The sequence below is a fragment of the Streptomyces sp. WZ.A104 genome (assembly GCF_002382885.1).
Lineage (GTDB): Bacteria > Actinomycetota > Actinomycetes > Streptomycetales > Streptomycetaceae > Streptomyces.
Map to the genome: position 1 here is coordinate 118,131 of NZ_NWVL01000002.1, position 26,871 is coordinate 145,001.

The 26,871-nt window shown below is 71.0% G+C and carries 26 protein-coding genes; 9 read left to right on the top strand and 17 right to left on the bottom strand.

Annotated features, from left to right (window positions below; translation table 11 throughout):
- The first annotated feature begins 215 nt into the window (after positions 1–215).
- The 3 genes from nirB (at position 216) to CIB93_RS01645 (ending at position 4,501) form a co-directional block, all read left to right on the top strand.
- On the top strand, positions 216–2,804 hold the full coding sequence (gene nirB / locus CIB93_RS01635; RefSeq protein ID WP_096623247.1) for a nitrite reductase large subunit NirB: 2,589 nt from the start codon (positions 216–218) through the stop codon (positions 2,802–2,804).
- A complete protein-coding gene (gene nirD / locus CIB93_RS01640; RefSeq protein WP_096623249.1) occupies positions 2,804–3,181 on the top strand; it encodes a nitrite reductase small subunit NirD in 378 nt (125 codons plus the stop codon). The genes nirB and nirD overlap by 1 nt, the downstream gene beginning before the upstream one ends.
- 153 nt (positions 3,182–3,334) lie before the next feature.
- Positions 3,335–4,501, top strand: a complete 1,167-nt coding sequence (locus tag CIB93_RS01645; protein ID WP_096623407.1) for an alkaline phosphatase PhoX — start codon at positions 3,335–3,337, stop codon at positions 4,499–4,501.
- A 62-nt stretch (positions 4,502–4,563) separates the two neighbouring features.
- On the opposite strand, the gene CIB93_RS01650 is transcribed toward CIB93_RS01645, so the two are convergent.
- The 8 genes from CIB93_RS01650 to CIB93_RS01685 form a co-directional block, all read right to left on the bottom strand.
- Positions 4,564–4,974, bottom strand: a complete 411-nt coding sequence (locus CIB93_RS01650; RefSeq protein WP_096623251.1) for a VOC family protein — start codon at positions 4,972–4,974, stop codon at positions 4,564–4,566.
- Between the two features lie 223 nt (positions 4,975–5,197).
- Positions 5,198–6,229, bottom strand: coding sequence for a helix-turn-helix transcriptional regulator (locus tag CIB93_RS01655; RefSeq protein ID WP_096623253.1), 1,032 nt, complete (start codon positions 6,227–6,229; stop codon positions 5,198–5,200).
- 733 nt (positions 6,230–6,962) lie between these two features.
- The gene (ppdK, locus tag CIB93_RS01660; RefSeq protein ID WP_096623255.1) at positions 6,963–9,674 is read right to left on the bottom strand and encodes a pyruvate, phosphate dikinase; all 2,712 of its coding nucleotides are present in this window, start codon (positions 9,672–9,674) and stop codon (positions 6,963–6,965) included.
- A 412-nt stretch (positions 9,675–10,086) separates the two neighbouring features.
- Entirely contained in the window at positions 10,087–10,749 is a 663-nt protein-coding gene (locus tag CIB93_RS01665) for an HAD family phosphatase (protein ID WP_257001961.1), read from the bottom strand.
- Positions 10,746–11,927 (bottom strand): ABC transporter ATP-binding protein, encoded by a 1,182-nt coding sequence (locus CIB93_RS01670; RefSeq protein ID WP_257001962.1) that lies wholly within the window; start codon positions 11,925–11,927, stop codon positions 10,746–10,748. The genes CIB93_RS01665 and CIB93_RS01670 overlap by 4 nt, the downstream gene beginning before the upstream one ends.
- A gap of 6 nt (positions 11,928–11,933) precedes the next feature.
- Positions 11,934–12,839, bottom strand: a complete 906-nt coding sequence (locus CIB93_RS01675; protein ID WP_179499918.1) for an ABC transporter permease — start codon at positions 12,837–12,839, stop codon at positions 11,934–11,936.
- Positions 12,827–13,744, bottom strand: a complete 918-nt coding sequence (locus CIB93_RS01680) for an ABC transporter permease subunit (RefSeq protein ID WP_096623257.1) — start codon at positions 13,742–13,744, stop codon at positions 12,827–12,829. The genes CIB93_RS01675 and CIB93_RS01680 overlap by 13 nt, the downstream gene beginning before the upstream one ends.
- A complete protein-coding gene (locus tag CIB93_RS01685) occupies positions 13,744–14,922 on the bottom strand; it encodes an ABC transporter substrate-binding protein (protein WP_096623259.1) in 1,179 nt (392 codons plus the stop codon). Before CIB93_RS01685 ends, CIB93_RS01680 begins: the two co-directional genes overlap by 1 nt.
- A 267-nt stretch (positions 14,923–15,189) precedes the next feature.
- Here CIB93_RS01685 and CIB93_RS01690 point away from each other — a divergent pair, with 267 nt between their 5' ends.
- Positions 15,190–15,945: a GntR family transcriptional regulator gene (locus tag CIB93_RS01690; protein ID WP_096623261.1), complete on the top strand. Its 756-nt coding sequence runs from the start codon at positions 15,190–15,192 to the stop codon at positions 15,943–15,945.
- 62 nt (positions 15,946–16,007) lie between these two features.
- Here the strand turns inward: CIB93_RS01690 and dusB are convergent, their stop codons facing one another.
- Positions 16,008–17,156 (bottom strand): tRNA dihydrouridine synthase DusB, encoded by a 1,149-nt coding sequence (dusB, locus tag CIB93_RS01695; RefSeq protein WP_096623263.1) that lies wholly within the window; start codon positions 17,154–17,156, stop codon positions 16,008–16,010.
- Complete coding sequence (locus tag CIB93_RS01700) at positions 17,153–18,115, bottom strand: helix-turn-helix domain-containing protein (RefSeq protein ID WP_373558705.1); 963 nt, start codon at positions 18,113–18,115, stop codon at positions 17,153–17,155. Before CIB93_RS01700 ends, dusB begins: the two co-directional genes overlap by 4 nt.
- A gap of 101 nt (positions 18,116–18,216) precedes the next feature.
- Between CIB93_RS01700 and CIB93_RS01705 the strand changes: the two genes are divergently transcribed.
- Positions 18,217–19,698, top strand: a complete 1,482-nt coding sequence (locus CIB93_RS01705) for an MFS transporter (protein WP_096623265.1) — start codon at positions 18,217–18,219, stop codon at positions 19,696–19,698.
- 105 nt (positions 19,699–19,803) lie between these two features.
- Here the strand turns inward: CIB93_RS01705 and CIB93_RS01710 are convergent, their stop codons facing one another.
- From CIB93_RS01710 to CIB93_RS01725, 3 genes are all read right to left on the bottom strand, one after another.
- Positions 19,804–20,772 carry a glutaminase gene (locus tag CIB93_RS01710; protein WP_096623267.1) on the bottom strand — a complete coding sequence of 323 codons (969 nt, stop codon included), beginning with the start codon at positions 20,770–20,772 and terminating at the stop codon, positions 19,804–19,806.
- A 418-nt stretch (positions 20,773–21,190) separates the two neighbouring features.
- Positions 21,191–21,400, bottom strand: coding sequence for a DUF397 domain-containing protein (locus tag CIB93_RS01720; protein WP_096623269.1), 210 nt, complete (start codon positions 21,398–21,400; stop codon positions 21,191–21,193).
- A complete protein-coding gene (locus CIB93_RS01725) occupies positions 21,397–22,236 on the bottom strand; it encodes a helix-turn-helix transcriptional regulator (RefSeq protein ID WP_096623415.1) in 840 nt (279 codons plus the stop codon). Before CIB93_RS01725 ends, CIB93_RS01720 begins: the two co-directional genes overlap by 4 nt.
- A 93-nt stretch (positions 22,237–22,329) precedes the next feature.
- On the opposite strand from CIB93_RS01725, the gene CIB93_RS01730 reads away from it, so the two are divergent.
- The 3 genes from CIB93_RS01730 (at position 22,330) to CIB93_RS01740 (ending at position 23,452) form a co-directional block, all read left to right on the top strand.
- Positions 22,330–22,590, top strand: a complete 261-nt coding sequence (locus CIB93_RS01730; protein WP_096623271.1) for a hypothetical protein — start codon at positions 22,330–22,332, stop codon at positions 22,588–22,590.
- Positions 22,591–22,709: 119 nt separating this feature from the next.
- Positions 22,710–23,051: a hypothetical protein gene (locus CIB93_RS38575; protein ID WP_096623417.1), complete on the top strand. Its 342-nt coding sequence runs from the start codon at positions 22,710–22,712 to the stop codon at positions 23,049–23,051.
- Entirely contained in the window at positions 23,027–23,452 is a 426-nt protein-coding gene (locus tag CIB93_RS01740; RefSeq protein ID WP_257001963.1) for a hypothetical protein, read from the top strand. The genes CIB93_RS38575 and CIB93_RS01740 overlap by 25 nt, the downstream gene beginning before the upstream one ends.
- 81 nt (positions 23,453–23,533) lie before the next feature.
- On the opposite strand, the gene CIB93_RS01745 is transcribed toward CIB93_RS01740, so the two are convergent.
- The gene (locus tag CIB93_RS01745) at positions 23,534–24,097 is read right to left on the bottom strand and encodes a TetR/AcrR family transcriptional regulator (protein WP_096623273.1); all 564 of its coding nucleotides are present in this window, start codon (positions 24,095–24,097) and stop codon (positions 23,534–23,536) included.
- 60 nt (positions 24,098–24,157) lie between these two features.
- Here CIB93_RS01745 and CIB93_RS01750 point away from each other — a divergent pair, with 60 nt between their 5' ends.
- Positions 24,158–24,538 carry a DUF6463 family protein gene (locus CIB93_RS01750; RefSeq protein ID WP_257001964.1) on the top strand — a complete coding sequence of 127 codons (381 nt, stop codon included), beginning with the start codon at positions 24,158–24,160 and terminating at the stop codon, positions 24,536–24,538.
- 114 nt (positions 24,539–24,652) lie between these two features.
- Here CIB93_RS01750 and CIB93_RS01755 read toward each other — a convergent pair whose 3' ends face one another.
- The 3 genes from CIB93_RS01755 to CIB93_RS01765 all read right to left on the bottom strand — a co-directional run bounded on the left by CIB93_RS01755 (position 24,653) and on the right by CIB93_RS01765 (position 26,751).
- A complete protein-coding gene (locus CIB93_RS01755) occupies positions 24,653–24,868 on the bottom strand; it encodes a DUF6243 family protein (RefSeq protein WP_096623423.1) in 216 nt (71 codons plus the stop codon).
- A gap of 195 nt (positions 24,869–25,063) precedes the next feature.
- A complete protein-coding gene (locus CIB93_RS01760) occupies positions 25,064–25,267 on the bottom strand; it encodes a hypothetical protein (RefSeq protein ID WP_096623275.1) in 204 nt (67 codons plus the stop codon).
- A gap of 101 nt (positions 25,268–25,368) precedes the next feature.
- Complete coding sequence (locus CIB93_RS01765) at positions 25,369–26,751, bottom strand: glycine--tRNA ligase (protein WP_096623277.1); 1,383 nt, start codon at positions 26,749–26,751, stop codon at positions 25,369–25,371.
- Between the last annotated feature and the right edge of the window lie 120 nt (positions 26,752–26,871).

Here is a 26,871-nt window from a genome sequence, read left to right on the forward strand (position 1 = left end):
CCCGCACACCCGGCCGGCCCGCCGAAGACCCTCACACACCCCGGCCGGCCCTCCGAAGCCCCCCCACGCCCCCGGCCGGCACTCCGAAGGCCCCTCACACACCCCCGGCGGCGACGCTGAGCGCAAGGTTCCGCCCGGGAAACCGGAGGGATGCGGCCGGGTAACACCTGCCGCCCAGGCTCATGGCATGAGGACAACCGACGGAGGCCACTGAGATGCCGGAGCCCACCACCCCGAACTCCCCGGCGCACACCGCCGTACCGACGATCGTGGTCGTCGGGCACGGCATGGTCGGCCAGCGGTTCCTGGAGGCCCTGGCCGGGCGCGGACTGACCCCGGCGGCCGGCGGGGCCCGGGTCGTCGTGCTCTGCGAGGAACCCCGGCCCGCCTACGACCGGGTACAGCTGACCTCGTACTTCACCGGGCGCAGTCCCGAGGACCTCTCCCTGGTGGAACCGGGGTTCATGGAGCGGCACGGCTTCGAGCTGCGCGTGGGCGACCCGGCACAGAGCGTCGACCGGGCGGGGCGGACGGTGACCGCGCGGTCCGGGGCGGTGTTCCCGTACGACACGCTGGTGCTGGCGACGGGCTCGTACCCGTTCGTGCCGCCGGTGCCGGGGAAGGACGCCCGGGGCTGTTTCGTGTACCGGACCATCGAGGACCTGCTCGCGATCGAGGAGTACGCGAAGGGGGCGGCCACCGGTGCGGTGGTCGGCGGCGGACTGCTCGGTCTGGAGGCGGCGGGGGCGCTGAAGGGGCTCGGGCTGCGCACCCACGTGGTGGAGTTCGCGCCCCGGCTGATGCCGGTCCAGGTGGACGAGGGCGGGGGCGCGGCGCTGCTGCGGACGATCGAGGAGATGGGGCTGAGCGTCCACACGGGGGTCGGTACTCAGGAGGTCCTCGCGGACGCGGGCGGGGCGGTGAGCGGGATGGCGCTGTCGGACGGGTCCTCGCTCGCCACCGACCTGGTGGTCTTCTCGGCGGGCGTACGGCCCCGGGACCAGCTGGCCCGCGACTGCGGTCTGGCGGTCGGCGAACGCGGCGGGATCGTCGTGGACGAGCAGTGCCGGACGTCGGACCCGGCGGTGCTCGCGATCGGTGAGTGCGCGCTCGCCGCCGACGGCCGGGTGTACGGGCTGGTGGCGCCCGGCTACGAGATGGCCGAGACGGCGGCCGAGACGCTGGTGGGCGGGCGGTCCGCGTTCACCGGGGCGGACCTGTCCACGAAGCTGAAGCTGCTCGGTGTGGACGTGGCCTCGTTCGGGGACGCGCACGGGGCGGCCGACGGCTCGCTGGACGTGGTGTACTCCGACGCCCGCTCGGGGGTGTACAAGAAGCTGGTGATCGCGCCGGACGGCACCCTGCTGGGCGGGGTGCTGGTCGGGGACGCGGACCAGTACGGCACCCTGCGGCCCATGACGGGCGCGGTGCTGCCGGTCGCCCCCGAGCAGCTGGTGCTGCCCGCCGGGGCGGGCGGTCCGGTGGCGCTCGGCCCGTCCGCGCTGCCGGACGAGGCGGTGATCTGCTCCTGCCACAACGTCACCAAGGGCGCGGTCTGCGAACACACCACGCTGCCCGAGGTGAAGAAGTGCACCAAGGCCGGTACGGGCTGCGGCGGCTGCCTCAAGGTGATCGGCCAGCTGCTGCCGCCGCCCGAGGACGCGGGGCTGTGCGGCTGCTTCCCGTACAGCCGCAGCGAGCTGTACGAGATCGTCCGCACCCTGCGGGTCACCTCCTTCGCCGAGCTGCTCGACTCGCACGGCCGCCAGGAGGCACGGGGCGGGGACGGCTGCGAGGTCTGCAAGCCGACGGTCGGCTCGGTCATCGCCTCGCTGGCCCCGGCGGTCGGCGCGAGCGGCTATGTGCTGGACGGCGAGCAGGCCGCGCTCCAGGACACCAACGACCACTTCCTCGCCAACCTCCAGCGCAACGGGTCGTACTCGATCGTGCCGCGCATCCCGGGCGGTGAGATCACCCCGGAGAAGCTCATCGTGATCGGCGAGGTGGCCCGTGACTTCGGCCTCTACACGAAGATCACCGGTGGCCAGCGCATCGACCTCTTCGGCGCCCGGGTCGACCAGCTCCCGCTGATCTGGACCCGGCTGGTGGACGCGGGCTTCGAGTCCGGACACGCTTACGGGAAGTCCCTGCGCACGGTCAAGTCCTGTGTGGGGCAGACCTGGTGCCGCTACGGCGTCCAGGACTCGGTGAAGATGGCGATCGACCTGGAGCTGCGCTACCGGGGCCTGCGCTCCCCGCACAAGCTGAAGTCGGCGGTCTCCGGCTGCACCCGCGAGTGCGCGGAGGCCCGGGGCAAGGACTTCGGGATCATCGCCACCGCCCAGGGCTGGAACCTGTACGTCGGCGGCAACGGCGGGGCCACCCCGCGCCACGCCGACCTGCTGGCCCAGGACCTCTCGGACGCCGAACTGGTGCGGCTGATCGACCGGTTCCTGATGTTCTACATCCGTACGGCGGACCGGCTGGAGCGCACCTCGGCCTGGCTGGAGCGGATCGACGGCGGCCTGGAGCACGTCCGGGACGTGGTCGTCCACGACTCGCTGGGGATCTGCGAGGAGCTGGAGCGGCTGATGGCCGGGCATGTGGCGGGCTACCGCGACGAGTGGGCCGAGACCATCAACGACCCGGAGCGGCTGCGCCGCTTCGTCACCTTCGTCAACGCGCCCGAGGCCCCCGACCCCTCGGTGAGGTTCGTTCCGGAACGCGATCAGATAAAGCCGGATCTGGAGCTGCTGGCCGGTCCGGTGCTCGCCGTCCGCACCCTCGAAGGGACCGCATCCTGATGACCACGGAAACGATCACCACGAAGACGACGGCCTCGGAGGCGACAGCCTCGGGAACGGTCCGGCTGTCCTGCGCGGACGCGTGGCTGCCGGTCTGCGACCGGTCGCTGCTCACCCCCGGGCGGGGCGTCGCGGTGCTGCTGCCGGACGGCGACCAGGCGGCCCTGTTCATGGACCGCTCCGGGCAGGTGTACGCGATCGGCAACCGGGACCCGTTCACCGGGGCGTACGTCCTGGCGCGCGGGCTGCTCGGCTCGGCCGGCGGGCGGCCGTTCGTGGCCTCGCCCCTGCTCAAGCAGCGCTTCGACCTGGCCACGGGGGCCTGTCTGGACGACGCGGGGGCGGCGGTGCCGGTGTTCGCGGTGCGGACCGACTGAGGGTGCGGGGCGGGTTCGTACCGCTTCGCACCCGCCCCTCCCCGGACGTTCATCTGCCATTGACGGGCCGTCAACTCCGTACTCCTACAGTCGCGATGCGCGACCCGCCGGTCCGTCCGGAGCGGGGGGCCCTCAGTCATGCGTGGAGTGATCGTGGAACGTCGGAACTTCTTGCGCACCGCGGTGATCGGCAGCTCGGCGGCGGCCTTCGGCGGCACGCTGTGGCGGGGGGCCGCCTTCGCCGACCCGGCCCAGCCGGCCCCCGGCCCGTACGGCGCGCTCCAGCCGGCCAACGGCAACGGCATCCGGCTGCCGAGCGGCTTCACCAGCCGCATCGTGGCCCGTTCCGGGCAGACCGTGCCCGGCACCTCCTACCGCTGGCACAGCGCTCCCGACGGCGGGGCGGTGTACGCCGACGGCTCGGGCTGGATCTACGTCTCCAACGCCGAGGTGTCATCGTGGAGAGGCGGCGGGGCGAGCGCGGTGCGCTTCGACTCCTCGGGGACGGTGACCTCCGCGTACCGCATCCTGTCCGGGACGAACAACAACTGCGCGGGCGGCGCGACCCCGTGGAACACCTGGCTGTCCTGCGAGGAGGTCACCCGCGGATACGTCTACGAGACCGACCCGTGGGGGGTGAACGCGGCGGTGCGGCGGCCCGCGCTGGGCCGTTTCAAGCACGAGGCGGCCGCATCGGACCCGGACCACGGCTACGTCTACCTCACCGAGGACGAGTCGGACGGCCGCTTCTACCGCTTCCGGCCCACGACCTGGGGCGACCTGTCGAGCGGAACCCTTCAGGTGCTGGTGGCGGGCTCGGGCACCTCGACCCCGGTGACCTGGGCGGACGTGCCGGACCCGGCCGCCTCCTCCACCCAGACCCGGCACCAGGTGCCGGGGGCGAAGGTCTTCAAGGGCGGGGAGGGCTGCTTCTACGCGGCGGGCACCTGCTGGTTCACCACCAAGGGCGACAACCGGGTGTGGGCGTACGACGCGGACAACTCGTCGATCACGCTCGTCTACGACGACTCGCTGGTGACGGGCGGCTCGGCCCCGCTGACCGGGGTCGACAACGTCACCCGGTCCGACTCCGGCGACCTCTACGTGGCGGAGGACGGCGGCAACATGGAGATCTGCCTGATCACTCCGGACGACACGGTGGCGCCGTTCCTGCGGATCACCGGCCAGTCCGGTTCGGAGATCACCGGGCCCGCGTTCTCGCCGGACGGCAGCCGGCTCTACTTCTCCTCGCAGCGCGGCACGAGCGGAAGCTCGTCGGGCGGCATCACCTACGAGGTGACGGGCCCGTTCCGGGGCTGACCGCACCACCCCGACCCCTCCGGGACCCGGAGGGGTCGGACACCCCTGGGCGGCCCGGGGTGTCAGGCGCCGCCCTCGACGGCCGACGGGTCCATCCACATGACCTCCCAGATGTGGTGGTCGGGGTCCTGGAACGAGCGGCCGTACATGAAGCCCATGTCCTGCGTCTCGCCCGCCGGGGAGCCGCCGGAGGCCAGGGCCGCTTCGACGATCCGGTCCACCTCCTCGCGGCTGTCGGCGCTCAGGGCGAGGATGGCCTCGGTCGTCTTCGAGGCGTCGGCGATGTCCTTCTTGGTGAACTCCTTGAAGCGCGGCTCCGTCAGCAGCATGACGAAGATCGTGTCGCTGATCACCACACACGCCGTCTTGTCGTCGGTGAACTGCGGGTTGGCCGTGAAGCCGAGCTTCTCGAAGAAGCCCTTCGCGGTCTCCAGGTCCTTCACCGGCAGGTTCACGAAGATCATCTGAGCCATGGTCGGTCCCTCTTCCCTCTGTCCCGTCGCGCCCCGGTCGATCCGTCCGGCGCTTTCGATGGTTAGACGACGGTGCCACGCGGAACTCATCGGTGTTCGGGGAAGCAGATTCCACTCGCGCCCTCGCTCACGTTCGCACCGGCCCCCCGCGAGCCCGGCCCGACCCGAACGACAGGCCCCGGCGCCGAACCCCCGGGGCGCCCCGGGCCCGGAGGCCCTTCGCTCAGGGCAGGGCCAGCGGCGCGCCGCCGCGGAGGAGGGAGCCGCCCAGCGGGGTCAGGGTGTGGAGCACCGAGCTGCCGTGGCGCAGGGTCAGGACCAGGCCCGCCTCGCGCAGCACGGAGGCGTGCTGGCTCGCGGAGGCCAGGGACACCCCCGCCCGGCGGGCCAGTTCGCTCGTGGTGCAGCCGTTGCCGATGGCCTGGAGGACGGCCGAGCGGGTGTGGCCGACGAGGCGGCCGAGCCAGGGGCCCGGCTCCGCGAACTCCGGGGCGCCGGGGTGCGTCACCGGGTAGACGAGCACCGGCGGGAGGGACGGGTCCCGGTAGACGACGGGCGTGCCCCGGCAGAAGAACGAGGGCTGGAGCAGCAGCCCGCGCCCGTCCAGATGCAGGTCGCGGTCGACCGGGTAGTCGGCCTCCAGCACGGGTGAGCGCCAGCGGATCATCGGCGGCAGGGTGGCCAGGAGCCCGTCCGCGCCGCCGTCCAGCAGCGCCCGGCCCCGGACGGCCCGGTCCGCCTCGATGCTGGCCCTGATGTGCGGCCAGTACGGTTCGACGGCGGCGTGGTGGTAGCTGCGGAGGGCCCCGATCAGCCGGCCGAGCGGCTCGGCACGGCCCTCCAGGAGTGCGGCGGGCAGTGCCGCGCTCGCTCTCCCCGGGGGCCGTTGCCCGGCCGGGCGGCCCGCCCGCTGCCGCTGCCGCCCGGCGGCCAGCAGCTCCAGCTCCTCGCGGACACGGTCGGCGGGGGTGTCGCGCAGGGCCTCCATTCCGGTGTCGAGACCGAAAGGCTCGGCCCCCTCCTGGGAGGGCGTCAGAAAATCCGGGAAATAGCCGCGGGGCGGGACGACCGCCGCCAGCAGGTGTACTTCGCCATTCAACCGCGTCCGGGTTTCCGTACGCCATTTCCCGAAGATGGTCGAAGCACGCCGGTCCCTCAGCCGGTGAAAGCTGAGAATCGTTTCCCACAGCGCGTCCGGCCTCGTGGCCATCCGCACCCGCGAAAGGTCCAGCCTGGACACATGGATACGCAGCACTACTCCCCCACCTGTTGCATCCGCAATTGCCCCCACCGAAGGGTATGCGGGCCGTCACAGGAGGTCACCACGGGGTTTCGGCCAGAAGTGAAACGTCTCGCCCCGTTCCGCTTCACCCGAAAGGCTGTACGACGTCGGGTACGCATCCGGTGCCCACCGGATGAGCACGTGAAGGCCGTGGGGGGCTTTGTGTGTTCGGCGGCGGTGGGCGACGGTGCGGCTCCGTACCCGATGGGGGTAAGCCGGGTGCGGTCCATGGGTGGGGATCCATGGACCGCACCCCGGTCCATCGGACCCCGGAGGGTCGCCCGTCACCCGAATTTCTTTGCGCATTAAACGAAGCAATGTGCTCTGCGCCACATTCTCCGGGCGGTATTCCGTGCTCGCTTCTGACGACTCTCCCCTACCGCCGGTCACATCCGTGCATGCCGGTCCCGTACTCGCCGATCATTTCCGGGCATCCCGGCCCCCGGAGCGCCGATCGCTCCGGGGGCCGGGGCGGCTTCCACAGGGCAGGGCGAAGCGGCGGCACCCCCGCACAGGGTGCCGCCGCTTCCGGGTGCTCCGGGGCCGCCGTCGGGCCGGTCGAGCCGGTGAGGGTCCTGGCTCGGTCTTCGGCGGCGACCCCGGAGGGACGGGCCGCTCTGCGGCCCTGGTCGGTGGGCAGGGCCGTTCGTGCGGCCCTGCCCAGGAGATCCGGGGTGTTCGTGCACCCCGGACCGGTGAGTCCGGGTCAGCGGCTGTCACTGCCCCGGGACTCGGCTGCGGCCCGGCCGGCCTCAAGGCGGGCGACCGGGATGCGGAACGGCGAGCAGGAGACGTAGTCCAGGCCCACCTCATGGAAGAAGTGCACCGACTCCGGGTCACCGCCGTGCTCGCCGCAGACGCCGAGCTTGAGGTCCGGGCGGGTGGCCCGGCCCGCCTCGACGGCGCTGCGGACCAGCGCGCCGACGCCGTCCTTGTCGATCGTCTCGAACGGGGAGACCCCGAAGATGCCCTTCTCCAGGTACGCGGTGAAGAACGAGGCCTCCACGTCGTCGCGGGAGAAGCCCCACACCGTCTGGGTCAGGTCGTTGGTGCCGAACGAGAAGAACTGGGCGGCCTCCGCGATCTGGCCCGCCGTCAGCGCGGCGCGCGGCAGCTCGATCATGGTGCCGATGGTCAGCTTCAGGTCGGTGCCGGTGGCCGCCTGGACCTCCGCGATGACCTGGTCGGCCTCCTCGCGGACGATCTCCAGCTCCTGGACCGTGCCCACCAGCGGGATCATGATCTCGGCGCGCGGGTCGCCCTTGGCGTTCTTGCGGTGGGCGGCGGCCTCGGCGATCGCCCGCACCTGCATGGCGAACAGGCCGGGGATGACCAGGCCCAGGCGCACCCCGCGCAGACCCAGCATCGGGTTCTGCTCGTGCAGCTTGTGGACGGCCTGGAGGAGGCGCAGGTCGTTCTCGTTGGCGTCCTTGCGCGACTCCGCGAGCGCGACGCGCACCGACAGCTCGGTGATGTCGGGCAGGAACTCGTGCAGCGGCGGGTCCAGCAGCCGTACGGTCACGGGCAGCCCGTCCATCGACTCGAACAGCTCGATGAAGTCGGCCTTCTGGAGCGGCAGAAGAGCGGCGAGCGCGCTCTCGCGCTCGTCGTCGGTGTCCGCCAGGATCAGCTTCTCGACCATCTCGCGGCGCTCACCGAGGAACATGTGCTCGGTGCGGCACAGGCCGATGCCCTGGGCGCCGAAGCGGCGGGCGCGCAGGGCGTCCTCGGCGTTGTCCGCGTTGGCCCGCACGCGCAGTCGGCGCACCCGGTCCGCGTACGCCATGATCCGGTGCACGGCGGCGACCAGCTCGTCGGCGTCGTCGGCGCCCGCGTGCATCCGGCCCTCGAAGTACTCGACGACCGGGGACGGTACGACGGGTACCTCGCCCAGGTAGACCTTGCCGGTGGAGCCGTCGATGGAGACGAGGTCGCCTTCCTCGATCACCGTGCCGCCGACCGTCATCCGGCGGCGCTTGGTGTCGACCTCCAGGTCCTCGGCGCCGCAGACACAGGTCTTGCCCATGCCGCGCGCCACGACCGCCGCGTGCGAGGTCTTGCCGCCGCGCGAGGTGAGGATGCCCTCGGCGGCGATCATGCCTTCGAGGTCGTCGGGGTTGGTCTCGCGGCGGATCAGGATGACCTTCTCGCCGGAGCGGGACCACTTGATCGCGGTGTACGAGTCGAAGACGGCCTTGCCGACAGCGGCACCCGGCGAGGCGGCGATGCCCCGGCCGAGGAGCTCGGTCTTGGCGTCGTCGTCGAAGCGCGGGAACATCAGCTGCGCGAGCTGGGCTCCGTTGACCCGCTGGAGGGCCTCGGCCTCGTCGATCAGGCCCTGGTCCACGAGCTGGGTGGCGATCCGGAAGGCGGCACCGGCGGTGCGCTTGCCGACCCGGGTCTGGAGCATCCAGAGCTGGCCGCGCTCGATGGTGAACTCGATGTCGCAGAGATCCTTGTAGTGGTTCTCCAGCGTCTCCATGATCTGCATGAGCTGGTCGTACGACTTCTTGTCGATCGACTCCAGATCGGCGAGCGGCACCGTGTTGCGGATGCCGGCGACGACGTCCTCGCCCTGCGCGTTCTGGAGGTAGTCGCCGTAGACGCCCTGGTGGCCGCTGGCCGGGTCACGGGTGAAGGCGACGCCGGTGCCGGAGTCGGGGCCCAGGTTGCCGAAGACCATCGAGCAGACGTTGACGGCCGTGCCGAGGTCGCCGGGGATGCGCTCCTGGCGGCGGTAGAGCTTGGCCCGGTCGGTGTTCCACGAGTCGAAGACCGCGTTTATGGCCAGGTCCATCTGCTCCCGCGCGTCCTGCGGGAACTCCCGTCCGGCCTCGGTCTCGACGATCTTCTTGAACTGCTTGACGAGCTTCTTGAGGTCGGCCGCCGCCAGGTCGGTGTCGACCGTGACCTTCTTGGCGTGCTTGGCCGCCTCCAGGGCCTCCTCGAAGAGGTCGCCGTCGACCCCGAGGACGGTCTTGCCGAACATCTGGATCAGGCGGCGGTAGGAGTCCCAGGCGAAGCGCTCGTCACCGGACTGGGTGGCGAGACCGGCCACCGAGGCGTCGGAGAGGCCGATGTTGAGGACCGTGTCCATCATCCCGGGCATGGAGAACTTGGCGCCGGAGCGGACGGAGACCAGCAGCGGGTCGTCCGCCTGGCCGAGCCGCTTGCCCATCCGCGCCTCCAGCGCGGCCAGGTGCGCACTCACCTCGTCGCGCAGCGCGGTCGGCGCCTCACCGCTCTCCAGGTAGACCTTGCAGGCCTCGGTGGTGATCGTGAAGCCGGGAGGCACCGGCAACCCGAGGTTGGTCATCTCGGCGAGGTTCGCACCCTTGCCGCCCAGAAGATCCTTCAGATCCTTGTTGCCCTCGGTGAAGTCGTAGACGAACTTCTGGGGATCGTTGTTTTCCGACACGGGTCTCGACTCCTCGAGGACGCGGTGGCTGCCCTGACGGCGAGGAACATACCCAGATCGAAGGTGTCTGGGTACGTCCACTTGGTCGTCATGCGGCCGCAACCACCCATCCGCCAGCAGATCGAAAGGGCCGCTCTACGGAGACGAGCGAAGTCATTCATTCATCTCTTGAAGGCCGCATGGCCGAAACTTGACCATTCTCGCTCATCTGAGCTTCTCAAGTGGCAAGTGAGTCCACTTCTCGAAATCAGCTACGTGGCACTGAGTGCCAGGCCTTCCAGAAGTGCAGCCACTCATATTCCGCTCATCTGAGCGCAACCCCGATCAAGGGTGGCGCGAATCACGCTCGATTCGGACCCCGAATTTCAGGATTCGGACCTCATGAGCACCTCATCAGCACCTCATCAGCACCTCATCCGGACCGCAGACAGCCGCTCAGCACTCCGAGGTCGACCTCTTCCAGGCTACGGGCGAAGGTGCGCCCCCGCGCGGGCTCCACCGGCAGCAACGAGGGCACCACCAGCACCGCACACCCCGCGGCATCGGCGGAGGCCGTGCCGTCCGGGGAGTCCTCCACGGCGACACAGGCCGAGGCCGGGACGCCGAACCGCAGCGCAGCCGCCCGGTAGGGATCGGGATGCGGCTTGGTCCGTACGGTGTCGTCGGCCGACAGGGTGAAGGCGAAGCCCGCCCCGGCCAGCGAGCCTTCCACCACCGCGTCCACGACACTCCGCGGCGAGGCGCTGACCAGGGCGTACGGCACTGCGGCGGCCTTCAGCGCGGCCAGCAGGGCGGCGGCCCCGGGGCGCAGCGGGGCGCCCGCGTCGACCTTGCGGAAGAACGAGTCGGTCAGTTCGACGGCGATGCCGGGGAGCGCGGACGCGGCCCGGTCCGTCACGGCGATCAGATGAGCGGCGGTGTCCTCGACGGCCCGGCCGACGACCTCGGGCGCATCGGCGGCGGTGAGCTCGTGGCCGAGCCCGGCGGCGACCTCCCGTGCCGTCTCCCACCAGAGCACCTCGGTGTCGACGAGGGTGCCGTCCATGTCGAAGAGCACGGCGGCGGGGGCGTTCACGCGTCCACCCGGCGCTCGCCGGCGTCCATGGCTTCCGGCGCCGCCGTTTCCCGTGCGGGCACGACCAGCACCGGGCGGCGGACCGGGGTGACCCGTGCCCGTACCCCGGGAGCAAGCTCCGTGGCGTCCCGGGAGGGGAGGTCGGCCTTGGCCGCGACGCCGTCCGGGAGGTCGAGGAGGACCCGGGTGACCGAGCCGAGGAAGGAGGCGGAGACGACCGTGGCGGTGCCGTCCGGGTCGGCGGTGACGCCGATGCTCTCGGGCCGGATGAGGACCTCGACCGGGCCCCGGCCCGCGGGAACATCACCGTCGACCGGGAGGGTGGCCCCCGCGACCTCGACCCAGCCGCCGCCCGTCAGCCGTCCCGGCAGCCGGTTCATGGTGCCGACGAACTCGGCGACGAACGCGGTGGCGGGGCGCTCGTACAGCTCGGCCGGGGGCGCGCACTGCTCCAGGCGGCCCGCGTTGAGGACGGCGACCCGGTCGGCCATGGAGAGGGCCTCCTCCTGGTCGTGGGTGACGAAGATGGTGGTGATGCCCAGCGAGAGCTGGAGGCGGCGGATCTCCTCGCGGAGGGAGAGCCGGACCTTGGCATCGAGTGCCGAGAGCGGTTCGTCGAGCAGCAGCACCCGGGGCCGCAGGGCGAGCGCGCGGGCCAGGGCGACCCGCTGCTGCTGGCCGCCGGACATCTGGTGCGGGAAGCGGCCGCCGTGGTCGGGGAGTCCGACGAGGTCGAGGAGTTCGGCGGCGGTGGCGTGCCGCTCGGCCGCGGGCACCTTCCGTACGCGCAGGCCGAAGGCCACGTTGTCGCGGGCGTTGAGGTGCGGGAAGAGGCTGTAGGACTGGAAGACCATGCCGGCGTCGCGCCGGTTGGCGGGGATGCGGGTGATGTCCTCGCCGTCCACGAGGACCTCGCCGGAGTCCGGCTGCTCGAATCCGGCCAGTACCCGCAGCGCGGTGGTCTTGCCGCAGCCGGAGGGGCCGAGGAGGGCGAGCAGTTCGCCGGGTTCGGCGGTGAGGTCGAGTCCGTCGAGGGCCACGGTCGGGCCGAACGCCCGGCGCAGCGAGCGGAACTCCACTCGCGCTCCGGTGGCGGCGCGCCCGTCGGCGGGCGACCCGGCCCCGGCGGTGCGGGGCGGCTCGGGGCGTTGGGCGGCGGCGGTGGGCAGGGCTGACATGGGTGGCTACTCCTTGCCGGGTACGGAGGTGGTGGAGGCGGCCGCCGGGACGGCGGTGGAGGACCCGGTTCCGGCGCGCGAGAGGACGAGCAGCAGGGCCCAGGTGATCAGCAGGGAGAGCAGGGACACGGCGACCGACATCCGGGCCTCGGCGCCGGAGACGGTGACGATCCACACCGCGAAGGGGCGGAAGCCCAGCAGCGAGGCGACCGTGTATTCGCCGAGCACCAGCGCGAGGGTCAGGAAGGAGGCCCCGGCGAGCGAGGAGCGCAGGTTGGGCAGGATGACGCGCGCGATGACGTACCCCCGGCCCGCTCCGCAGTTCCGGGCCGCCTCCACCAACGTGGGCACGTCGACCGCGCGCAGTCCGGCATCCAGCGAGCGGTGGACGAACGGCAGTGCCAGCACGGTGTAGGCGAGCACCAGCACCACCGGGAACGACTCGTTCTGCACGGCGAGGAAGGTCTGGTAGAGCGGGGTGCGCGAGAAGTGTTCGGGCCCCCAGCGCAGCACCGTGGCGATCCCGGTGACCAGCGCGATCGGCGGCACCACCAGCGGCATCATGCAGACGATCTCGACGACGGCGCGCAGCCGGGGCGGCCCGAGCCGGACCGCGACGAGGGCGGGCACGACGAGCAGCAGGGCCAGGGCGATGGTGGCGGCGGCGAGGGAGAGCGAGAGGAACAGGCTCTCGGTGAAGCCTTCGGCCGACAGAATCCCGCTGTACGCCTGGAAGGAGACGCCCTGCCCGGGGACGTGGACGGTGAAGACGAACGAGGAGACGAGGGGGGTGGTGAAGTACAGCCCGGCGATCGCCAGCACGGCCCCGCGCCAGTAGCGCGGGCGCGGGCGGCGGGCCTTCTTCACCGTGGTGGGGACCGAAGCGGTGGAGACAGGGGTCAGTGCAGCCATCGGGAGCTCCGTCGCTGGAGGGGCAGGTAGACCGCCATCACCAGTCCGGCGATCACGATCATGTCGAGGCTCAGCGCGAGCGCCACGTTCTCCTGGCCGACCAGGACGTTCCCGGCGAGCGCATCGGCGATCTTGAGGGTGACCAGCGGGACGGAGCCGCCGACGAGGGCGGCGGCCGTGGCGTGCGCGGCGAAGGCGCTGCCGAAGAGCAGGACGAAGCCGCCGAGCAGCGAGGGCGCGAGGACCGGCAGGCCCACGTGGCGCCAGAACTGCCAGGTGCCGGCCCCGGTGTTGAGCGCGGCCTCCCGCCACTGCGGGCGCACCCCGTCCAGCGCCGGGACGACGACCAGCACCATGAGCGGGACCAGGAAGTAGAGGTAGATGACGGTGAGCCCGGTGAAGGAGTAGAGGTTCCAGCCGAGCGCCTCCAGGTGCCCGAGCTCCGTGACGACCCCGGAGATGCCGAGGGTCGCGACGAAGGCGAAGGCCAGGGGAACCCCGCCGAAGTTGGCGAGCACCCCGGAGGCGGTGAGTACCGCCCCGCGCAGCGTGCCACGCCGGGAGGTGACGACGGCCTGGGCGATCAGCACCCCGAGCACGGTGGCGAGCGCGGCGGTCAGCGCGGACAGCTGGACGCTGCCGGTGAGCGAGGTGAGGTAGGGCCCCTGGAGCGAGCGGGACAGGTGTTCGCCGGTGACCTCGGTGGTGCCGGCGACCGGGTCGGTGCGGGTGACGGCCCCGTACAGCAGGGCGCCCGCGGGCAGTCCGAAGCAGAGTCCGGCGAAGACGAGCAGCGGGAGCGCGCCGAGCCAGGCGCGGGGCGGCCGACGGCGGGCGGTGCGGCCACCGGCCTTCACGGCGGCCGCCCCGGGTCCCGGGGCGGCGGACGGGTGGGGAACGGTCATCAGGAGACGGCCTTGTCCCAGTTCTCGGAGAGCGTGGTGTTCGCCTTGTCGAGCTCTTCGGAGCTCGGGAAGGTCGGGGTGCCCTCGACCTTCGGCAGCTTGGCGACGAAGGTCTTGTCGGCGGTGCCGTCCTCGGTCATCGCGGGCAGCAGCACGGGCCGGGCGTAGCCCTTGAGCCAGAGGTTCTGGCCCTCGGCGCTGTAGAGGTACTCCATCCACAGCCGGGCGGCGGCCGGGTGGGGGGCGTCCTTGTTGACGGCCTGCGAGTAGAACTGGGCGTAGACGCCGTCGCTCGGCACGGAGACCTGCCAGTCGACGCCCTTGCTCTTGAACTGGTCGGCGTACCCGGCGTTCAGGTAGTCCCAGTCGATGCTGATCGGCGTCTCGCCCTTCTCGACGGTCGCCGGGGTGGACTCGACGGGGATGAAGTTGCCGCTCTTCTTCAGCTTGCCGAAGAAGTCGATGCCGGGCTGGATGTCCCCGAACGAGCCCTTGTTGGCCAGGGAGGCCGCGTACACCCCGCCGAACGCGGAGCCGGACTTGGTCGGGTTGCCGTTGAGGGCGACCTTCCCCTTGTACTCGGGCTTCAGCAGGTCGGCGAAGGTCTCGGGGCAGTTCTTGATACGGGCGGCGTCGCAGCCGATGGAGACGTAGCCGCCGTAGTCGTTGTACCAGCGGCCGTCCGCGTCCTTCTGGCTGTCGGGGATCTTGTCCCAGGAGGCGACCTTGTACGGGGCGAAGAGGTTCTCGGCCGCGCCGCTGCGGGCGAAGGCGATGCCGAGGTCGAGGACGTCGGGGGCGCGCTTCTGGCCCTTGCGGGACTTGACGGCGGCTATCTCGTCGGCGCTGGAGGCGTCCGGCGTCTCGCTCTTGATCTTGATCTTGTACTTCTCCTGGAAGGCCTTGATCAGCTCGCCGTAGTTGGCCCAGTCCGGCGGCAGAGCGATCACATTGAGCTCGCCCTCCTTCTCGGCGGCGGCGACCAGCTCCTCCAGCCCGCCGAAGTCGGCGGCCGAGGTGGCCTCGGTCCACTTCACCCCGTTCGCGCCGGTCTCGGCCTTCTCCTCGGGTGCGGCGCCGCAGGCGGTGAGCGCGGTGAGGGCGGCGGTGGAGAGGGCGAGGGCGGCAACGGCACGGCTGTTGGCGCGGATACGGGGGCGGGGTCGGGCTCTGCGCACGGTAGGTCTCCCAGGAGCGAAACGTGAGGGCCACTTGTTCATACAAGCTGGCACCAGTTCGCCCGGACCAGGTGTCCGGGAAGTAAACGTCCCATGTCCACTGCCGCAAGAGGGCAGGAAGAGGAAAGCCCATCATCCAGGGGCTGTGCTAGGTAACGACCGCGCATCGAAACGCTCCGCGACGGCGTTAGAGTGAGCGGCAGGACCGTCACCGAAGAGCGGACCTGTACACAGCCACGATCCGCATCAGCCGGCCGAGGGGGGCTCGTGGGCCATTCGCGTTATCGGGAGATCGCCGAGTCGCTGCGCCAGGCGATCCGCAGCGGCGCCTATCCGCTGGGCTCCCGGCTGCCCTCCGAGAGCGACCTCGCCGCCCGCTGGGAGGCCTCGCGCGGCACGGTCCGCCAGGCGGTGGCGCTGCTCGCCTCGGAGGGTCTGATCGGCTCCAGGCAGGGGGCCCGGCGGGTGGTCCTGCGCCAGGAGCGCCGCCAGAGCTTCCAGCAGCTCAACAGCTTCGCCCAGTGGGCACAGGCGATGGGGTGCGAGGTCACCAGCCGCATCCTGACCCGCACGATGCGCACCGCGACCGCCGAGGAGGCCGAACGCCTGGACACCGCGCCGGACAGCGAAGTGCTGTACGTGCTGCGGCTGCGGTGGCTCGACGGCGAGCCGGTGATGGTCGAGCGGACCGTGTACGCGAACTGGGTGGCCCCGGTGGTCCTGGCGCTGCCGGAGGACTGCGTCTCGATCATGGACAGCATCGCGGAGCGGGCGGACATCGTCGCGCACTACGGCGAGCACCTGATCGACGCGGTCGCGGCGGGCAGCGAGGACGCCCGGCTGCTGAGGGTGCGCCGGGCCAGCCCGCTGCTGCGGCAGCGCCACCTGACGTACACGGCGGCGGGCCGGGCCATCGAGTGGACGGACGACCGCTACCGGGCGGGCAGCGTGGTCTTCAACGTGATGAACTCCGCGGCGGCGGCCCCGCTGGAGAGACGGGCGGGCCCGGACGTAGGGGGGTGAGGCCCGTCCCGTGCGGATTCGTACGGCGTCAGCCGCCCGATCCCATGCGGCTTCGTACGGCGTCAGCCGCCCGAGGTGTCCAGCTCCGCGTCGGCGCTGACGCCCGAGCAGTCGTACGGGTCCTTCAGCCAGCCGTCCGGCAGGACGACCCGGTTGTTGCCCGAGGTACGCCCGCGCGGCCCGTCGGCGCCGTCCGGCCAGGGCTGGTCGAGGTCCAGCTCGTGCAGCTGTCCGGCCAGCTCCTCCAGCGAGGAGGTGACCGCCAGCTTCTTGCGCATCTCGGAACCGACCGCGAAGCCCTTCAGATACCAGGCGACGTGCTTGCGGAAGTCGATCACGCCGCGCGCCTCGTCACCGATCCACTCCCCCAGCAGCGTCGCGTGGCGCACCATGACGTCCGCGACCTCGCGCAGGGCGGGCGCGTGCCGGGTCGGGCGCCCCTCCATGGCGCTCACCAGATCGGCGAAGAGCCAGGGCCGCCCCAGGCACCCGCGCCCGACGACAACGCCGTCGCACCCGGTCTCGCGCATCATCCGCAGGGCGTCATCGGCGCACCAGATGTCCCCGTTGCCGAGGACGGGAATCTCGGGGACGTGTTCCTTGAGCCGGGCGATGGCGTCCCAGTCGGCGGTGCCGCCGTAGTGCTGGGCGGTGGTGCGGCCGTGCAGGGCGACGGCGGTGACGCCCTCCTCGACGGCGATGCGGCCCGCGTCGAGGAAGGTGAGGTGGTCGTCGTCGATGCCCTTGCGCATCTTGATGGTGACGGGCAGATCCCCGGCGTTGGAGACCGCCTGGTTCAGGATGGCCCGCAGCAGGGGCCGCTTGTACGGCAGCGCGGAGCCGCCGCCCTTGCGGGTGACCTTGGGAACCGGGCAGCCGAAGTTCAGGTCGATGTGATCGGCGAGGCCCTCGTCGACGATCATGCGGACGGCCTTGCCGACGGTGACCGGGTCCACTCCGTACAGCTGGATGGAGCGCGGGTTCTCGGTGGCGTCGAAGTGGATCAGCTGCATGGTCTTCTCGTTGCGCTCGACCAGCGCCCGCGTGGTGATCATCTCGCTGACGAAAAGCCCCTTACCCCCGGAGAACTCCCGGCACAGCGTCCGGAACGGGGCATTGGTGATGCCGGCCATCGGGGCCAGCACGACCGGCGGCCGCACGGTGTGCGGGCCGATGCGGAGCTGCGGGAGGGCGGGGGCGAGCGTGGTCATTGCTCCATTGTCGCGTACGCCGGACGGGTGGCGGTCCGGCCTACCTCAGCGGTCGGGGGAGCGCCGGGCCCGGTGTCGAGGGCGATCCGGTGCAGCCGCTCCAGCCCGGCGCGGGTCCCGGCGTCCACCGGCGGGTAGCTGACCAGGCGCGGCCCGCTCGCCGGGCCGAGCCAGAGACTGGTCTGCTCGACGTGCAGCAGCCCCACGTGGGCGTTGCGGATGTACTTCGTCGGCCCCCGCTGGTCAATCACCTCGTGGCGCTCCCACACCTCCCGGAACTCCGGCGACCGCGTCTCCAGCCGGTGCAGCAGCGCCTTCCAGGCCGGCTCGGCCAGGTGCCGGGCCGTCGAGGCGCGGAACTTGGCGGCCATCATCCGGGTGGCTTCGGGCAGGTCGACGGTCGAGGCCCGCCAGTCGTCGTGTGTGAAGGCCAGCAGCAGGCAGTTGCGGTCCTCGGGCGGCACTGCGTCCAGGTCGCAGAGGAGCCGGGCGTAGGTTCGGTTGTAGGCGAGGATGTCGTACCGGCTGTTCTGGACGCAGGCCGGAATGGGGTCCAGCTGTTCCACCACGGCCCGCAGCGCCGGGGTGACCGTGGCGCAATCCGTGCCGGGGGCCGGATCAGAGGCGGCGGCGAGCACGAAGAGGTGGGCGCGTTCGCTCGGGTCGAGCAGCAGGGCGCGGGCCAGGGCGTCGAGCACCTGGGCGGAGACCTGGATGTCCCGGGCCTGTTCGAGCCAGGTGTACCAGGTGACCCCGACCGCGGAGAGCTGGGCGACCTCCTCGCGGCGCAGCCCGGGGGTGCGTCGGCGGCGGCCGCGGACGAGACCGACCTGTTCGGGGGTGATGCGCTCACGGCGACTGCGCAGGAAGGCTGCGAGTTCGTGCCGCCTGACGTCGGACGCGGACGTCTCGCCCGGCTCACCCGCCGCGGGCCGGATGTCGGCTGCCATGGTCGTCATGCCTCCAGCCTGCCGGGTGCCCCGGCCTGTCGCCAGGTGCCGCTGGTACCAGGATAAGGAGACTCTGGTACCGCTCCGGGTTCGGCGGGAGGGTCGACGCCGTGAGTGAATCTTCCGTACATCCGTCCCCCCGGGCGACCCCCGCCACCGCCGGTCCGGAACCCGTCCGGCACGAAGGCTCCGCCCTGGTGCTCGGCCCGCTGGGCCTGTTCACCGTGCTGCTGGGTGCAGCACTCCCGCTCATCGACTTCTTCATCGTGAACGTCGCCCTGGCCACGATCGACCGCGATCTGGACGCGGGCGCCGCACTGCTCGAACTCGTGGTCGCGGGCTACGGGCTCGCGTACGCCGTCCTGCTGGTCATCGGCGGGCGGCTCGGCGACACGATGGGCCGCAGGCGTCTTTTCCTGATCGGGATGGCGGCCTTCGGGCTCACCTCGCTCGCCTGCGGACTCGCTCCCAGCGCCTGGGCACTGGTCGGCGCCCGCGTCGCGCAGGGTGCCGCCGCCGCGCTGATGCTGCCGCAGGTGCTGGCCACGATCCAGGCGGCGACACGGGGCCCGCGCCGCGCTCGGGCGATGAGCCTGTACGGGGCGACGGCCGGCCTCTCGATGGTCACGGGCCAGATCCTGGGCGGTGCGCTGGTGGCGGCCGCGCCGATGTCCTCGGTGTTCGGCGAGAGCGCCGGCTGGCGGTCGGTGTTCCTGGTGAACGTGCCGGTGGCGATCGTGGGCCTGGTCCTGGCCGCCCGTGCGGTACCGGAGACCCGCTCCGACCGCCCCGCACCCGTCGACGTGCCCGGGACGCTGCTGCTGGCCCTGTCGCTGGTGACGCTGCTGGCCCCTCTGACGGAGGGGCGGGCCGCCGGGTGGCCGTGGTGGGCCTGGGTCTCGTTGGGGCTGTTCCCGTTCGCGGTGTACGCCTTCTTCCTGGTGGAGCGGCGGGCCGACCGGCTGGGCCACGTGCCGCTGGTGCCGCCGAGCCTGCTGCGCCTGGAGTCGCTGAGGCGGGGCCTGGCCCTGGTGGTGCCGTTCTCGATCGGCTACGGCGGCTTCCTGTTCGTGATCGCGGTGGCACTCCAGCAAGGCCTGCGCCTGGGCCCGGCGGCGGCCGGCTTCTCCCTGGTCCCGATGGCGCTGACGTTCTTCGCGGCCTCGCTCGCCGGTCCCCGGCTGGTCCGGTGCTACGGCGCCCGGGTCGTCACCGCGGGCGGGCTCATCCAGGCTGTGGGCGTGGTGGTGCTGGCCCTGACCGTGCACTACACGTGGCAGGGTCTCGGGCCGTGGGGCCTGTCGCCCGGGATCGCGATCGCGGGCCTCGGACAGGGCTTCCAGCTCCCCGTACTGTTCCGGATCGTGCTCTCCGACGTACCGCCGCAGAAGGCCGGAGTGGGTGGCGGCGTGCTGACGACGGCCCAGCAGGCGGCGCTGGCCCTCGGAGTGGCCACGCTGGGCACCCTGTTCCTGGCACTGGTGCCGGGCCTGGGCATGCGGGACGCGCTGGTCGTGACGCTGCTGGTGCAGTTGGCGGCGGTGGCGCTGACGACCGGGCTGAGCCTGCGGCTGCCGCGCACGGTGGCCTGACCGGCCGCGCGGTTGGTGGCCGATCGGCCACCGGCACGGCATTCCGCAGCTACCGTCGCGGAAAGCCGGTGGATCGTGTGCTGCCGGCCCGGTCCACGAGACTCGTCAGAACACGGACAGCCCGGTGAGCGTGGTGAAACGGTCAAGGGCCGACACGCCCGCCACCGAGTTGCCGCGCCGGTCGAGGCCCGGGCTCCATACGCACAAGGTGCACACCCCGGGCACGATGGCGATGATCCCCCCGCCGACGCCGCTCTTGCCCGGCAGCCCCACCCGATAGGCGAAATCTCCGGCGGCGTCGTACGTCCCGCAGGTGAGCATCACCGCGTTGACCTGCTTCGCCTGGCTGCGGGTCAGCAGCGCGGAACCGTCGGCCCGGACCCCGTGCCGGGCCAGGAACCCCGCCGAAAGGGCCAGGTCCGCGCACGACGCCTCGATCGAGCACTGGCGGAAGTAGGCGGAGAGCAGCTCGGGCACCGGGAGCGTGATGTTGCCGTAGGCGGCCATGAAGTGAGCCAGAGCGGCGTTGCGGTCACCGTAGGCCGCTTCGGAGGCTGCGACTTCCGGCATGAAGTCGATGGCGGGATTGCCACTCTCCGAGCGCAGCAGCTCCCGCACCTGACCGGCGGCGTCCCCGGTCAGGGCCTGTAGCCGGTCGGTCACGACCAGAGCTCCGGCGTTGATGAACGGGTTCCGGGGGACACCGTTCTCGTATTCCAGCTGTACCAGGGAATTGAAGGGGTTGCCCGAGGGCTCGCGGCCCACGCCCCGCCAGAGCTGCTCGCCGTCCAGGGAGAGCGCCAGCGCCAGGGCGAACACCTTGGTGATGGACTGCGTCGAGAACGGCTGCTGCCAGTCGCCGACACCGTAGACCGTCCCGTCCGGCTCCGCGACGGCCATGCCGAACCGCCGGGGGTCGGCACCGGCGAGCATCGGTATGTAGTCGGCAGGGCTGCCGTGGTCGGTGAGGGTGGCCATCTCCTCGGCTATGCGGCTGATCACATCGCTGAAGCGGTGAGTGCCGGCGCGCTGGACCGGGCTGCCTGGCCGGGGGGCGGCGGAGGTGTGGGACACGGCAATTCCTGACGGGGGGAGAAAGCGAGGAGGCACGGCGGGCGGAGTCGAAGCGGAAGGTCGCCCATAGTCTGACCCGCCCACCGGAATCAGCCAACAAGACCCCCGCGCTACGCGCCCCGGACGCTTCACGGGCCAGGCACACCTCGCCCTGGTCCACCACCAGGCCCCGCCCCGCGAGATCCGCCACCCGGACAGATCGGCCGGTCCCCCACTGTTCGCGCGCCAACCGCTGAATCCCACGGCGCGTGAGCGACCCGCCGGTACTCAGTGCACGCGCGATCCGTCGGCGCTCGGGCTCAAGCCCGCTGTGTCGATCGCGGCCACCAGAACGTTCCCCGCTCCCCGCTCCCCGCTCCCCGAACAGCAGGATCGCCCCACCATGCACGGCACAGTGGGGCGGTCCTGGCTCGGCTCGTCAGACGGCGTCGAACTTCCCGGTCCGCACTCCCCCGACGAACGCGGAGAACGCGGCGACCGGAACGTCGACCACCGGGCCGTCCACGCTCTTGGAGTCACGGACCGGCACGATGCCGCGCGAGGCGACGAGGTTGGCGGCGACCTCGACGCAGTTGCCGCCGTTGTTGCTGTACGAGGACTTGAACCATCGGGGGGATTCGGTCGTCACTGGGTGCCCTTTCGCAACTGGCTGATCTTGGCCACAGACGCCGTCTGCGACAGCGACGCGCCCTGAAGCTGATGGTAGGCCGTCAACATGGGCAGCACGAACGAGCTTTCCCGGTCCAGATGGCCCTGGGTCTGCGATTCCGCGTAGCAGATCACGGACCGGTCCGGCAGCGTCAGGATGTTCACCGGCAGATCGAAGGTCCGCTGCTCGCCGATCTCGTACGGAGCCACCTGGAGCAGCGTGTTGGGCAGTTCGGAGAACTCGATCAGACGGTCCAGCTGAGCGTTCATGACGGCTGAACCACCCACAGGGCGACGGATGCAGCTCTCGTCCATGGTCACGAACAGCATGGGCGGTCTGGGCCTCACCAACGCCGCCTGCCGCTCCGCGAGGAAGGACACGCGTTCGTCAGCCTGCTCCGGCGTGATCGCCCCTCGCCGTACGGCGCTGTCGGCAAGTACCCGTGCGTACTCCGGGGTCTGCAACAGCCCCGGAATGATCCCAACTTCGTAGAGCCGGAGCTCAACCGCGCGCCCCTCGTACCCCACGTACTCCGGGAAGCCCTCCAGCAAGCTCCCGTGTTTCATCTCCTGCCACTCGCGCTCGAACGATTCGGGCGATCCGATGAGATCAAATACCCGGTCAGTTTTCCTCGCGAATGGCAGAGTTGCCGGTTTGCGGCCAGTTTCGATCGCCGAGACATGCCTGCCCGAGCAGCCGACCAGCGTCGCCAGCTGATCCTGAATCCACCCACGTTCCTCACGCATCCTGCGTAAACGCGCGCCGAAGGCTGCCTGCGGGCTCGCCTCCGGATTCAGCTCCTTACGGTTTACCAACGTGCCCTCCCGTATCCCCACGTTGAAGACAACTCGACCCTAGGTCACGCTGAATCGCCCCGGTAGCCGAACAGCTACGGAGAGGAGCGATCGATGTACGGCGAGAACATGCGCCCGAATACTCAAGAGCCCCCCGAACCCCCCACCCCCGGAACTCTCCTGGTCGACACCAGCCGCGACGACCGCGTCGGTGAGTTCCGTGGGGTCGCCGGTCCCTACTGGTCGCTCCGCCCCGTCGGCGGCGGCGCCGAATGGGAGGCCGAGCCCCGCCGACTACGGCCCGCGCTCGTCAGCGAGCAGCTTCGCGCCCGTACCGCACGGCTCAACGCCCGTAGCCGGGGTGAGGTCCTGTGAGGCCACTCGCCCGGTTACGGGTCCGACTCCCCCCGCCGCCTCCGGGCCCTGGTCCAGTACGGCGACCGCAGGCGTGCCATAGGACGCGAACCGCGACGGGTTACGCGGCCGAGGTCACCCTGTCCGTCGGACAGCGGTCCGCCTCCCTCGGCGGGGTCAGCGTACGGAACCGACGGCTCGCCCTCCTGTGGCTGCGCCGACAAGCCCTCCGCCTCGCCAACGGGCACGGACTTCCTGACGCGGCCGACCGTTTCCGGCTGCCGACCGCCGACGTACGACCGGTTCGCTTCCACGGGTCCGGCGCTCCGGAGAGGCTGCGCCTCTGGGCCACCGACGCCGCGCACCAGGATCACGCGATACGGGCCCTGGAGGCGGGCCTTCCCGTGCTGTTCACGGTCCTCGACCCTGCCGTCGGGCTGAGTCTGACGCTCGCCGGGTGGCAGGAGACGACACGGAGATGAGCGACGTGCTCCAGTGCACCGCCGTGACCCCTGCCCCTCCGTACCTCACACACCACTTGCACCTCCCCTGCCTCTCACACCTCTCGTACCTCCTCTGCGAACTCGGCGAGCACGACCAGCGCACCGAGCACGCCGCGCGCCTCGGAGCGGCCGAGACGCCGGACGCACCGGCCCCGTGGTTCTTCTGGACCGGCACCGGACCGGAACGTGTCCACCGGGCCGAGGCCGTCCCGTGGTGCCCCGCCGTCCTCCGGCACCTCGGCACAGGCGTCGTGCGGCGGTGCACGTTCTTCGACCACCACACCTCGCCCCACTCCTGGGGCGTGACCGACCCGCTCGGTGATCTGATCGCCGAGGGGCTCGTATCCGGCGAGGACCCGAAGGGGTGGGCTCAACCGTGAACCAGCGCACGGCCGTTGCGCCGCTTGTCGGACCGGCTGAGACGGTGGGCGGCATCGTGGAGGCGGCCCGACATGGGCAGGTCAGACCCCAGTGAGAGCGGCGGCGACGATCCGGCCGAGCCGTTCGGCCAGGCCGTCCGGGGAACGGTTCTGGAGGTAGACCGTGGCGAAGACCGGGCCGGCCACCAGCGCGTGGACGAGGTCGACGTCCGGAGAAGACGGGAGCTCACCGCGGGCGACCGCTCGGCCGAGCAGTTCGGCGAGGCCGGCCTGCTGGACGGTGACGAAGGCGTTGCGGAAGCGAGCGGCGAGCTCCGGCGAGCTGCGTATGTCGGCGAGCAGCCCGGGGATAGCGGCGGCGGCCACCGGCGTGGTGACGTGGTCCACGATCTCCTGGACGAGCACCGTCAGGTCCCCGAGCAGACTTCCCGTATCGGGGGGCGGGGGCAGGTCCACGTTGTGCACGGCTGCCGCGAACACCATCTCCTGCTTCGTCGCATAGCGCCGGTAGATCGCCGCCTTGCCGATCCGCGCGCGCTCGGCGACAGCGTCAACCGTGAGCCCGGCGTATCCGCTTTCCGCCAGGAGGCTGCGGGTGGCGGCGAGGATCGCTTCGTCGACCCGGCTGTCTCTAGGTCGTCCCATGAGGCCATGTTACGGTACCCACGGTTCCGAAACTCACGGTCTCGAAAAGGGGGAGCGACAATGGGGAGCTGGGCAGGACGAATCCTGATATTCCTGGGAGCGATGCACCTCATCGTGATGGGCGTGCAGAACGTCGAGTACGTCGACGAGTGGTTCACCGGGGCACTGTGGGGGCTGCCGCGTGACGAGTTCATCCACCCCCGCGACGCGAACGGTGCGTTCTGGGTCTCACTCGGCAGCTTCGCCGCGCCGATGATGCTGCTGGGTGCGCTCGTATCCGACCTGGCCCGGCGCAGCATCGCCCCGCCGGCGTCCATCGGCTGGGGGCTGGCGGTGTGGTGCGTGGTGGCGGCCGCGGTTCTGGAGCCGACGCCGCTGCTGCTGGGGCTGATCCCGGCGGTGCTGCTGATCCGAGGCGCGCGGGCTGCTCGTTCGGCGTGAGGCGCCTTCGGTCCCTCCGGCGCACCGACGCGCTCCACCTGAACCGGCCTGCCGGGACACGCGCGTGGGCCCGGATGATCCGGGCCCACCGTCGTACGAGATGGAGCTCAGGTGTCAGCTCTGCGCGGGGCCGCCCTGCTCGCCCGGCTCGGTGGTGGTGGCAGCCTGGGCCTCGGCGCGCTCGCGCATCTTGCGGACCAGCTCCTGCTTCTTGCTCTCGGCGGCCTTGCGGTCGGCGTCTCGCGCGGAACCCGCGCCCTGCTGTTCGGCGCGGGACAGCTTCTTGCGCTGTCCGCCGACACCGAGGAGGTTGTTGCGGCTCTTGGCCACGGCGTTCTCCCGTTCGTGGTGAGAAGTGAGGAAGGAAGTGATCGGGTGATCGGTGATCGCAATCGATCCGATGGGCGGCGGGGGAAGTCGCACCCGCCGCGCTCTCACTCGTAGATCTGGAAGAACGAAGACATGCCGGAACCGTACCCCGCTCCCGGAGCGCGCCGCACCAGGTTTTCGGGCCGCCGGGGGAGCTCAGGCCGTCGGGTCGACCGTCGCCTGGTGGGCCTCGGTGAGGTGCTCCTCGGCCTTCAGCCACGGCAGGAACTGCGCCGAGCGCCGCCACCCGCAGGTGGCGCACGTCAACTGGCGCGTCATGCCCGACTTCCTTACCCGCACGACGTGTTCACGGCCGTGCTGGTCCCATCTGGTGACCTTGCTGGTGGTGATCGACGGCATCGCGTACCTCCCGGATCGGCGGGGCTCCGGTGGACGACGAAGCCCCCGGTTCCGTACCCGGAACCGGGGGCCTCACGCGCGTACGGAAGCGTACGGAGCCGTCAGCAGCCGAGCAGACGGGCGCCCAGGTACGCCTGGATCTGGTCCAGGGAGACGCGCTCCTGCTTCATGGTGTCGCGCTCGCGCACGGTCACCGCGTTGTCGTCGAGGGTGTCGAAGTCGACGGTGACGCAGAACGGGGTGCCGATCTCGTCCTGGCGGCGGTAGCGGCGGCCGATGGCGCCCGCGTCGTCGAACTCGATGTTCCAGTTCTTGCGCAGGTCGGCCGCCAGGCCCTTGGCCTTCGGCGAGAGCTGCGGGTTGCGGGAGAGCGGCAGGACCGCGACCTTGACCGGCGCCAGGCGCGGGTCGAGGCGCATCACGGTGCGCTTCTCCATGACGCCCTTGGCGTTGGGCGCCTCGTCCTCGACGTAGGCGTCGAGGAGGAACGCCAGCATCGCGCGGCCGACACCGGCCGCGGGCTCGATGACGTACGGCGTCCAGCGCTCGTTGGCCTCCTGGTCGTAGTACTGGAGGTCCGTGCCCGAGGCCTTGGAGTGCGCCTTGAGGTCGTAGTCGGTGCGGTTGGCGACGCCCTCCAGCTCACCCCACTCGCTGCCGCCGAAGCGGAAGCGGTACTCGATGTCGGCGGTGCGCTTGGAGTAGTGGGACAGCTTCTCCTGCGGGTGCTCGTACCAGCGCATGTTCTCCTCGCGCATGCCGAGGTCCGTGTACCAGTTCCAGCGCTGGTCCATCCAGTACTGCTGCCACTCCTCGTCCTCGCCCGGCTTGACGAAGAACTCCATCTCCATCTGCTCGAACTCGCGGGTCCGGAAGATGAAGTTGCCCGGAGTGATCTCGTTCCGGAAGGACTTGCCCATCTGCGCGATGCCGAACGGCGGCTTCTTGCGCGAGGTCTGCTGCACCTGGCCGAAGTTGGTGAAGATGCCCTGGGCGGTCTCGGGGCGCAGGTAGGCGACCGAGCCGGAGTCCTGGGTCGGGCCGAGGTGGGTGGAGAGCAGACCCGAGAACTGCTTGGGCTCGGTGAAGGTGCCCTTGTTGCCGCAGTTGGGGCAGTTGAGGTCGGCGAGGCCGTTGACCGGCGGCTTGCCGTGCTTCTCCTCGTACGCCTCCTCCAGGTGGTCGGCGCGGTAGCGCTTGTGGCAGGAGGTGCACTCGGTGAGCGGGTCCGAGAAAGTGGCGACGTGGCCGGAGGCGACCCAGACCTCGGGGGCCAGGATGACCGACGAGTCGATACCGACCACGTCCTCGCGCGCGGTGACCATGTAGCGCCACCACTGACGCTTCAGGTTCTCCTTCATCTCCACGCCCAGCGGCCCGTAGTCCCAGGCGGCCTTCTGACCACCGTAGATCTCACTGCAGGGGTAGACGAAGCCACGGCGCTTGCTCAGGCTGACGATGGTGTCGATCTTGTCGGCGGCCACGGTGCTCTCTTCATTACGACGGCGAAATTGGACAGGTGCGGCGCGTAGCGCCTCGGTGGGGGGTGGTGGTCGGGAGACGGGCGGGCGAATGCTTCAGATTACCGGCGCGCGCACCCCCTG